General features: G+C 59.9%; 6 protein-coding genes and 1 pseudogene. 3 read left to right on the forward strand and 4 right to left on the reverse strand.

Features of this window, described 5'->3' with window-relative positions:
* Positions 1-140 precede the first annotated feature (140 nt).
* A pseudogene (locus DWV00_RS33320) lies at positions 141-1,825 on the reverse strand (phage integrase family protein).
* Positions 1,826-1,915: 90 nt separating this feature from the next.
* On the opposite strand from DWV00_RS33320, the gene DWV00_RS33325 reads away from it, so the two are divergent.
* Positions 1,916-2,515: a hypothetical protein gene (locus tag DWV00_RS33325; protein WP_245965145.1), complete on the forward strand. Its 600-nt coding sequence runs from the start codon at positions 1,916-1,918 to the stop codon at positions 2,513-2,515.
* Positions 2,516-3,362: 847 nt separating this feature from the next.
* Here DWV00_RS33325 and DWV00_RS33335 read toward each other — a convergent pair.
* Entirely contained in the window at positions 3,363-3,560 is a 198-nt protein-coding gene (locus DWV00_RS33335) for a hypothetical protein (RefSeq protein ID WP_115537879.1), read from the reverse strand.
* A gap of 508 nt (positions 3,561-4,068) precedes the next feature.
* Between DWV00_RS33335 and DWV00_RS33340 the strand changes: the two genes are divergently transcribed.
* Positions 4,069-4,524 carry a TadE/TadG family type IV pilus assembly protein gene (locus DWV00_RS33340; RefSeq protein ID WP_115537883.1) on the forward strand — a complete coding sequence of 152 codons (456 nt, stop codon included), beginning with the start codon at positions 4,069-4,071 and terminating at the stop codon, positions 4,522-4,524.
* A 112-nt stretch (positions 4,525-4,636) separates the two neighbouring features.
* Positions 4,637-5,746 carry a TadG family pilus assembly protein gene (locus tag DWV00_RS33345; protein WP_181885668.1) on the forward strand — a complete coding sequence of 370 codons (1,110 nt, stop codon included), beginning with the start codon at positions 4,637-4,639 and terminating at the stop codon, positions 5,744-5,746.
* A 139-nt stretch (positions 5,747-5,885) separates the two neighbouring features.
* Here the strand turns inward: DWV00_RS33345 and tnpC are convergent, their stop codons facing one another.
* Both tnpC and DWV00_RS33355 read right to left on the reverse strand, forming a co-directional pair.
* The gene (tnpC, locus tag DWV00_RS33350) at positions 5,886-6,251 is read right to left on the reverse strand and encodes a Tn3 family transposase post-transcriptional regulator TnpC (RefSeq protein WP_115537881.1); all 366 of its coding nucleotides are present in this window, start codon (positions 6,249-6,251) and stop codon (positions 5,886-5,888) included.
* Positions 6,248-9,241: a Tn3 family transposase gene (locus DWV00_RS33355; protein WP_115537882.1), complete on the reverse strand. Its 2,994-nt coding sequence runs from the start codon at positions 9,239-9,241 to the stop codon at positions 6,248-6,250. Before DWV00_RS33355 ends, tnpC begins: the two co-directional genes overlap by 4 nt.
* Between the last annotated feature and the right edge of the window lie 193 nt (positions 9,242-9,434).

Consider the following 9,434-nt stretch of genomic DNA (forward strand, 5'->3'; position numbering starts at 1 on the left):
CGTCGCCGGCGATCCAAAGCTGGCGAAACCCGGTCGACGAGCTGGGCATAACCGGGAACTGTGCCTAAAAGCGCAAATTCCTATCATAAGCCATAGGGTTATGAGATCGCTCGTACTTATAGCTGATGCGATATAAAGAGCTACCGCTTGATGTTCAGTGCAGCGAACGCTTGATCGAACTGTCGGGCGCGCTGCACCTCGTCGCTATGCAGATAGGTCGACGTCGTCGAGATCGACGCATGGCGTAGGTTGTCGCGGACCATGATCAGCTCGGCACCGCGTGCGATGCGTGCGTGTGGCGTATCCAATGAGGGCTTGCGCGGCGCAGCTTTTCGGCCGTTGCGGGCCGTTCGTTCTGGATTGCGTCGGCGACCAGCACGAAAAACCGTCGCAGCACCCGCCACAGCCGCGTGCTTTCGATGCCGCCATCCTCTTCGAGACTCGCGACGAGCGGCGTCGTGGGGCTCCAGCGCGCGGGCGTCACCGGCAGAGCGCGCTGCACGAGATATTGATCGAGCGCGGTGCGGGCCAGTGGCGGCAATGCTACCTTGCCGAGCTTGCCGCCTTTGCCTAAGACATGCAGCCAGTGATCGCCATGCTCGTCCCGACGAATGTCGCCGAGCGATGCGCCGACCAGCTCACTCGCGCGCAAGCCGGTCGCATAGCCGAAGTCGAGCAGGAACCGCAAGCGCTGCGCGCCCGGCACGCTCCAGCCGTACGACCACTCGAGACCATCGGCGAGCGTTCGGATCAGCAGCCACTCGCCCTCGGAAAAACCACGGGAGACATCCAATCCCGCGCGTCGAGCGTGGCTCTTGACCTTGACGCCGGCGAACGGGTTCGCGAGTACGTAGCGCTGCTCGACCAACCACCGAAACAGCGCCGACAGGACGTTCAATGCGTAGGCTGCCGAACGGGCGGACAGCGAGCCAATGAACGGTCGCCATTCGACACTGTGCCGCGGCCGTGATGGTCCGACCCAGCGCTCGCGCGGCGTCGGCCGTCGCAAGAACGCGCGATAGGCGATCGCGTCGTCGGTGGTAAGCGACGACAGTGCGCGACCGCGTTCGACGATCGCCCACAGGATCAGGCGCTCTGCCTCTTTCCGATAGGCACGCTGCGTTGCGGCTGATTCGTGCAGGGAGAGCCAGGATTGGATCGCCTCGTAGTCGTTGGACGCGTTCAGCAAACAAGCCACCTGCGGGGCGCGAAACTGTCCACGCGAGCCGTCGACCTCGTGTGGCACGCGCAGTTGCTCCCACGGCACGATGTTGCCGGACGGCGCGGCGGCAATCAAGGCTCGCGCCCGCTCGGTGAGCGTCGGATGCGCGGCGAAGAACGTTTCGATGCGGCGTGCGCCGGCGACACCGAGTCCGGCGATCGCCGACCACCAGCGGCGACGCCGCGGAATGCGCACAGTCAAGTCGGCCAAGGTGCGAATGTCGTGCGCGTGCAGCGCCGCGACAATGCGGGGCGGTAGCCACATCTCGATTTCGTCGGTGATCGAGGGGGACTGAACCGGCAGAGTACGGAGTATCTCGATCGCGCGGGCCACGTGTTCGCCTGACGTCTTCGTCGGGCGAGTGACGAAGACGGCCGCCAGATCTACGCGAAGGCGAGCCAACGCGTACGCGACGAGCTGCCGCCGAATCTGGCCGAGCACGCCGCGCGACGACGCCCCACTTGCGCGTCGTTCACCCAGATATCGAGCGACGGAGGCGCGTGCATCCAGGCCAGCGTACCAACCGCGCAACGCGGCCAGCTCCGCTTCATCCGGGAGATCCGGGCCCATGTTGTTGACGGGAAGGGTCTCGCGCGTTTTCATGAAAGCCAGTTTAGATAAAAAACAGTAATGGACTGATAATAATAGTTATCAGTCTATCATTGCTGTCATTGCTTACGATTCTCTTTCTTCTTGTTGGCCCAACTGGTCTGCAACACTTCCTCTGTCAGAATAGATGCGTTCCAGACGAGACCGCGAACCATGAAGCACTCTGACTTTCACATTGGACTCGAATTTCTCGGCCTGGCCGGTTTCCGTTGGCGCTGTACTGACGTCGGCACCCGAACCATCGTCGCTATCCGCCTCGCGTACGAGGATCCGAATTGGTATCGGGGGCCGCCGTACGTCGCGACAGAAGAGGTGTTTGACGAGCACGCAATGGCTAACTGCCACCTCACGGAAGACGACGCCATTCGCGCGGCGATCAAGGAAGCCGATACCGGGCACCCGGGTTTTCCGCACGAGGTCGTCACCCAGATGATGCGTGCGCGCCGCGAGGAATCCTCGCTCCCATACCCCAACAAGGGGGTGCTGCGCTTTGATCGATGTTTGCCCGATGGCGAAATACTGCATCCGTACGCGGCGCGCAAAGACGGCGAGCGCTGGATCTTGAAGCTGTACCTGCCATTTCCGCAGACGTTCGACGAAATGCCGGAGCGCGATTTCATTGCCTTGCCGATCGCAACGACCGACGACGTACGCAGCCGCGCCAACCGTCGGGCGGCTGTATAAGCGCAATCCGCCGACGAACCTGAGCATGTCGACCTGATGCAGTCGACGCTCTACGATCTGCTGCCACTTTCGATTCTGTAGGCGCTCGCATTCTCAAGAATGCCCCATTCTGGTCCGCGCGGAGGGACGCATGAGTAACAAAACTTCGCATGCGAGGGCGAGCAGTCAACGTTCTTCGCATATGTCGGCATGCGGACATTGAGGAGATGACGCGTTAGCGGTTCGCCTTCCTCAGCCTTGGTCGGGTATGTGGGAGAGCCATCGTATAAACCGACGTCGGTCTGCACAGACGCGAAAGGTGTATCTACACTGCCGTTGTTGCTTGCTCATGTGAACGGGGTAGTCACAAACCGAAAGACACCACCGGAATGCGAGTGGTGCGCCGCAAGCAAAATTCCAACGAGGAGCTAACGAATGCCCACCGCCGTTGATATCGAGAGGGATCTCAAGCACATTGCAGCCATGATTACGATGTTAGAGGCAGACCCGCTGCGCCAAGGCCACTGTCCGCAGTCGAGGTTGGGCGAGGCAGCATATTGGCGAACTCGCATTGAATCAGCCCTAGGACCGTTAGGAAATGATCTCGTGCTTCAGACCCGAGCCAACGAGCTGTTCGCGCGTATCGCGTCATTGTTCCAGCCTGGATTGCAAGGCGGTCAAAGCCTGCAAGTGCCGACTCGGCCCCCTGAGATCACACTAAAGAACAAACGGCCATAAATGACGCGAGGCGACCGCTTGCTCAAAACCGTAGCGGAATGCGACCCCGAGTGGCGTCCGCTTGCGTCTCCCCCACTGGTCGACGCGATGGCACCCGGCCGGGATGACGGGTTTGCCCATCAGTACAACTTCAGCACTTTCCTCTCACAGCCCGCAGCATGGCATCGCCATCTTCTGTGATTTGAGGACGTTGTAATCCGGATGCGAGTTGCTCAAGCGCGACCAGTTGGCGCTCGAGCAGCATATCCAGTTCCTCGCGATTGAGATCGACCTGATCGGGCGCGGATTGGACAAGTATCAAAGTCGCGAATTCATGCGGACTCAGCATTTTTTTCCTCTGGGCTGATCGGGGGTATTAGCCGGGCAAGTCCAACTCCGCTGCCGCCGGGTGTTTTTCGATTCCAGATCGAACTATGGTAGCCCAAGATCAGGGGACACCTAAAGACAAAAAGCGTGGCTCGTCGGATTCTATTTTCGTCATAGCAAAGAGCTGTTCAAACGTCGACTTCGCTCGTTAGCAGGACACTCGACCGGCGTCGGCGCGCGGTGCATCGGGCGACTGCGATCATTCAGCTTCCGCATTCGTCGCCTGTTTTGTCTGAAGTTTCCCGTCTCAAGATTGCGACATCCTGGACACAGACATGTGTGATACGCGGTTCGCCCGTGATCAAAGGCGCCGCCGTAGTTGGATCTCACACGAGTGGCCTGACACTTGCTTTGTGTCCGTTCATGTCCAACGAGGACCGGAAAAAGGACCGCGCCGATCAGGTGACCCAGATCCGCCTTGCTGAGCGTCTTCAGTATCTTTTTATAAAAATATGCTTTCGGGGGAAATCATGAAAAGCAGAATGAGGATCCGCAGCGCCCTGATAAAACGAAGAAAACAAAAGGGTGCCGCGCTCGTTGAATTTGCCATTGTCTTGCCGCTGCTGCTGTTGGTCGTGTTCGGAATCATTGAATTCAGTCTGGCGATCTACGACAAGGCAGTCATCACCAACGCGAGCCGTGAGGCGGCAAGGGCCGGCATCGTGCTGGCTTCACCAAAGCCGACCACGGCACAGATCCAGCAGGTTGCGACGAACTACTGCAGCAGCTACCTAGTATCGCTTGGAAGTAGCGCTAACACTTGCCCGGCCGCGAACGTCAGCGTTTCAGGGGCACAAGGCACATTTGGTAGTCCCGTCACCGTGACAGTGTCGTATACCTTTGCTCCCATTGGGCTGGGGAAACTCATTGCTCCGCTGACCGGGCCGCTGACGATGTCCGCGACAACAACCATGAACAATGAATAGGGGGAAATTGATCATGAGTTGCCCAAACGTCGCGGTATTGCGGCGCCGCCAACGCGGTCTGCCTATACGTCATCGCCATACCAGGGCTCTTGAGCGGCAACGCGGTGCTGTGATGGTACTGGTCGCGCTGTGGCTGCCTATACTGTTAGCTTTTGCTGCTATAGCTATTGATGTCGGACATTTGATCGTAGTTCGAAACGAATTGCAAAATGCCGCTGATGCTGCTGCGTTGGCAGGCGTCGGATGCGTCTATCAACGAAGCCAATGTGGGAATTTGACCGCTACGGCACCGGATTGGAATACCGCGTCTACGGAAGCGACCACCGCAATTTCGCTGAATAAGTCGGACGGTGCCACACTGACGACCGCGACGGTCGATTATGGCTATTGGAATCTCACAGGCACACCAAGCGGCCTGCAGCCGTTGCCCTATACACCGGGGACCAATGATTTGCCCGCCGTCCAGGTCACGGTAAGCAGATCGAGCGGCAAGAATAACGGGCCAGTGAGTCTTTTCTTTGGTGGTTTCATCGGATTGGCCTCGGTACCTATCAGCGCCCAAGCCGTCGCTGTGGTATCGCGCCCGAGCTCGCTTGGCCCAGGTGGTCTTTTCCCCATCGCACTCAACCAATGTATGTATAGCGCGATGCAGGCTTTCTGGAATTCGAGCACGGACCAACCGAAGCTGGCAACGAGCACGAGCCCGCTAAACATGGGTGGTGACCAAACTCTCCCGCAAACGGTCGGTAAGCCTTACGAGTTTCAAATCAATTCGAGCTACCATGACCAGTCAGGTACGGGCTGCAATACGGGACAATGGACGTCGTTGGCCAATGGTGGACAAGTGGGGGCTTCCACGATAAGAAGCTATATCAACAAGAGTGCACCCTCACCGGCGGCCAGCATTGGGTCCCAGATATTCATCGAAAACGGAACGGTTTCTTCGAACTTGCAAGCGGTCGACGCCTGCAGTGCGCTCGACGGTAACCAAAGCTGCGCCTACGAAATATTTCCGGTGATTAACGAACAGCCTATCAATACGGGCGCAAGCACGGCGATTGTGGCGTTCGCCTGTCTGAAGGTCGACTCGGCCAACTGGCAGGGCTCCAGCAAGTATGTTGTGGTCGAGTTGGCAGCCAATCCCGATATGTGCCAGGGCATGGGTGCGAGCGGGATTGGACCGGCGTACGGCGCGCTCACCCCGCCTCGTTTGGTTCAATAGAAGGGAACGCGTGTCGGGTGGCCTGCACCACCGAGTCTGGTCTGGTATCGACAACGAGATCATCGTGAGGGTCAAACGCCATATTTCGCACGAAAAGGACGATTGCCTGCCCGTGGCAACTTGAACGGGGCAAGCGCGTTCAATTCTCGCCAAACCCGTCGTCCGGGTGCAGCGCTTCGAGCGGCTCGAGAATTTGCCTCACCCGCGTGAGTTCCATGACGAATTCGTCAATCAGATCGAGCGCGTCGAGCACCTGCTCCGGCAAGGTTCCCTCGTTTCGTGACGGCACCGATGGCACACCATTCAAGACCGAGTGCGCCATGCTATGGATCTCCAGCAGATCGTCGCGTAACCCTTCTGGATCATGCAGTTGTGTGCGGATGCGATCAACAATGTCGACGGCGGCCAACAGGCGCGTCGTATCGTAGCTCGATTCCAGGCGAGCGAGCGCGGCGGTATCGACGTCGCCGAAATAGGTGGTGGTAATAGCCGGGCGTGCAGTCATGGGCGAGATGCGTAGGTACGGGCATGGCCGAACAGCGGGTCCTTGATCCAGGCTTCCGGCCGACGGTCCAGATGCAGTTTATAGTGGCCAAAGCGCCGGATGTTGTGGGTCGGGTACGGACTCAGGAACTCAATGTCTTCGGCGCGGACCTTCTCGCCGTTCGCCACCATCTCACGCAGCGCTTGCATCATGTCCACCGTGTTCTGCAAAATCACGGCCGACGCGATCAGGTCGTTGTAGCGCAGGCGCTTTTGCTGCTCCTCCGGCTCATTCTCGGCGATCACATCCCCACCGAACGACAACCATTTCGAGAAGCCATTGTATGACTCGATCTTGTTCGTATTCGCCGTGACGTCCTGCCGCAACTCGAGGCTGCCGATCCACTGGAGCAGGTACACCGTGCGCACCACGTTGCCGAGCTCGCGTGCGGCCAGGTACAGTCGGTTTCTGCGGCTTTCGGAGCCGAGCCGGCGCAGCAGCAGCGGCGACGAGATGGTGCCCGCCTGGATCGACAGCGCGACCTGCATCAGCTCTTGCCAGTGCTGCTCGATCAGCGCCCAGTCGATCGTCGCCGTGAACAGCTTGTCGATGTGGCTGTACTTGACCTTGCTGTCAGGCCGGTAGAGAACGAGATCCTTCCAGTTGCGAATTCTCGGCATCAAATTGATGCCGAGCAAGTACGTGAAGGCAAACACGGCCGCCGACTGGCCCTGGGTATCGGCGTGGACCGTATCGGCCTTGACCGACAGGCCCGCTTTCAAAAGTCCCTCGATCACGTAGATCGCCTCCCACACACCGGGCGGGATGAAGTGCTGGAACACCGCGATGTAGTTGTCGGCGACGTGCCGGTACGCGACGGCGCCCATTTTCCGGTACCGGAAGTGATAGCCGGCCAGCAGATTGTTGTCGTAGAAATCGTACTGCGTACCGTCGGCGGCCACCGTCTTACCGTCGCCCCAGTGTTTCGGCAGATCGAGCCGGAGGTACAGCTCAATCAACTCGCGCTGCGCGGTCTCGAGCCTATCCAGGCTGATATGGCGGCGATTGACGAACGACAGCATGTGCGCGGTCACATCCGAATCGAGATGGCGGGCGGCCTGGGTCGGCCCAAGGTTGCAGCCCATCGCAAAAACGGTAAGCAAGTAGCGCTCGGCCGCCTTGCGTATCTGCGGATCGCTGCCGGACAACGGTCCGAAGTGCCGCGTGAAATGCGTCCAGTGTTCGATGTTCGCGAGGATGTCCAGCATGTTGCGTGTCGGCAGGCGGGCGTTGAGCCGCTCCTGCAACGCGATCGCACTCGCCGGGATCTCCCTCGCGACAGTTCGGCGCAGAATCGGTTCGCCATGACGATCGATCACGACATGCTCGCGCTTGCGGGGCACCTCCTCGTCGAGCTTACTGGCCGCATCAGTGAGCCATTGACGAAGGTGGCGCACGAAGTCGCTGCTGTCCGTCGGCATACCCAGCTTGTCGCAGTAGTCGGGCAACTGCTGCTCGCATTGCCGCCACGGCAGCAAGTGGTCACGGTAATCGGCATAAGCATCAGAGCCGGAAACGCAAAGATCGCCGACCCGCAGCTCCTCGGCCATGTACGAGAACACGCACAGCTCAAGGTAACGGCGGTTAGTCGGCAACCCGTCGCCGTGCGAGCGCCGCACGAGCTTGCGCCAGCGCGGCGCCGTGAAACTCAGGTCGACCTCGGCATCGACCCACTCCCGATGCCGCGATTCGTTTTCCAGCACGACGTCGAGGGCATTCAGGAGCAGGCGGACCGGACTCGTTGAATCCCATTCGAGGGTGCGGGCAACGCGCATCATGACCGAACGATGGGCCTTGAAGTGCTTCCAGATCAGCGGGAGGTAATTGCGACCGCTGAACGCGCGGATCGCCGCGCAACTCTCGCGCAGCGGTTCCAGGTCGCCCTTCGGGGCGAGCAGCTTGCGGACGGCCTTAGCTATCGCGGTCTCGTCGGATTCGTCGGCAAGGATGTCGACTACGCCATCGAGCATGCCCACCAGGTCCTCGACCTGTTCGCGCTGCTTGCGCTGGATCACGTCAAGCTCGTCGCTCGCGCGCTTATGGATCGCCCCCATCCGGCGCACGAACATATCGGCAAGATCGTCGCGGGCGCGCACGCGCATTCGATTGAGCAACGCGATGATCAGCGTGTAGCGCTTCTCCGGGAGCGTATCGTTCTTGAGTGCCGAGGCGTCGAGCGCCATGGCCTGTTGCGCAAGCGAACGCAGCTTCGCCGCGGGAATCCCGGCGACGGCCAGTGAGAAATCGCCGAGCTCGTCGAGCCAGGCGATCTGATCAATCAGCAAATCCAGGTGCTGCCGAGACGGCCGTTTCGCATGGCGCTTGATCCGGTTGTAGGCCGTCTGCCGGCTCGACAGATCGCGAGCCAGCAACCGGTCGAGGTCTCGCCTCTGCTCATCGGTCAGGCGTCGCGTGACGCGCTTGAAGAGTCGGGCCTGCGCCCGAGCATGGATCTGCTCGGTCAGCCGGTCCAGCGTCGAGAACGCCGGCAGCTCGATATTGCGCGCGATCAGTTCGTCGATCGTCGCGTTGATGATGTCGACCGGTTGATCCATCGTCAGCGAAGCGGTATGCGCCGCTCGCGTGGCGATCGCGTTTGCGTCGGTGCCGTAGTACGGCTTCACATCGAGATAGGCGCGAACTGCCGTGTAGTGCCGGAACAGCGTCGGGGACATCGCGGTGTCATAGCCGAACAGCACGGTATCGCCGATGTCGGCGGCTGCCCGGAGATGATCGACGACGGCGGGCGGAATGCTGTCGATCGGCGGGAAGTAGTGCAGTTGTTGAAAGACCTTCAACAACATCAGCAAGCCCAGTCGAGGTCGCTCGCCGCGGGTTGACCGGCGCGCCCATTCGAGTTCGTCAGGCAGCGGTGTGTAACAGGCTTGTAGTTCCCGGGGTGCCAGAACCTCGGGGAAGCGCGGGTACGCGGTGCGTTCGAGGGTTGCCATTGCGGATCGTCCGGATCGCAGAGGGCCGCTCAGATTAGCGCAAGAAAAGTCGGGGCTGATGCGTCAAAAAGTAATGATTCTCGCGATCTTTATAACTTCAAGTCTTATGATAGGAATTTGCGCTTTTAGGCACAGTTCCCGGTTATGCCCAGCTCGTCGACCGGGTTTCGCCAGCTTTGGATCGCCGGCGACG

The organism is Trinickia dinghuensis (genome assembly GCF_003367175.1).
GTDB classification, from domain to species: domain Bacteria; phylum Pseudomonadota; class Gammaproteobacteria; order Burkholderiales; family Burkholderiaceae; genus Trinickia; species Trinickia dinghuensis.

Bases quoted from the DNA above. Each gene is read 5' to 3' on its own strand.
- DWV00_RS33335 (WP_115537879.1), bottom strand. From the start codon at position 3,560: ATGCTGAGTCCGCATGAATTCGCGACTTTGATACTTGTCCAATCCGCG.
- DWV00_RS33340 (WP_115537883.1), top strand. From the start codon at position 4,069: ATGAAAAGCAGAATGAGGATCCGCAGCGCCCTGATAAAACGAAGAAAA.
- DWV00_RS33345 (WP_181885668.1), top strand. From the start codon at position 4,637: ATGGTACTGGTCGCGCTGTGGCTGCCTATACTGTTAGCTTTTGCTGCT.
- tnpC (WP_115537881.1), bottom strand. From the start codon at position 6,251: ATGACTGCACGCCCGGCTATTACCACCACCTATTTCGGCGACGTCGAT.
- DWV00_RS33355 (WP_115537882.1), bottom strand. From the start codon at position 9,241: ATGGCAACCCTCGAACGCACCGCGTACCCGCGCTTCCCCGAGGTTCTG.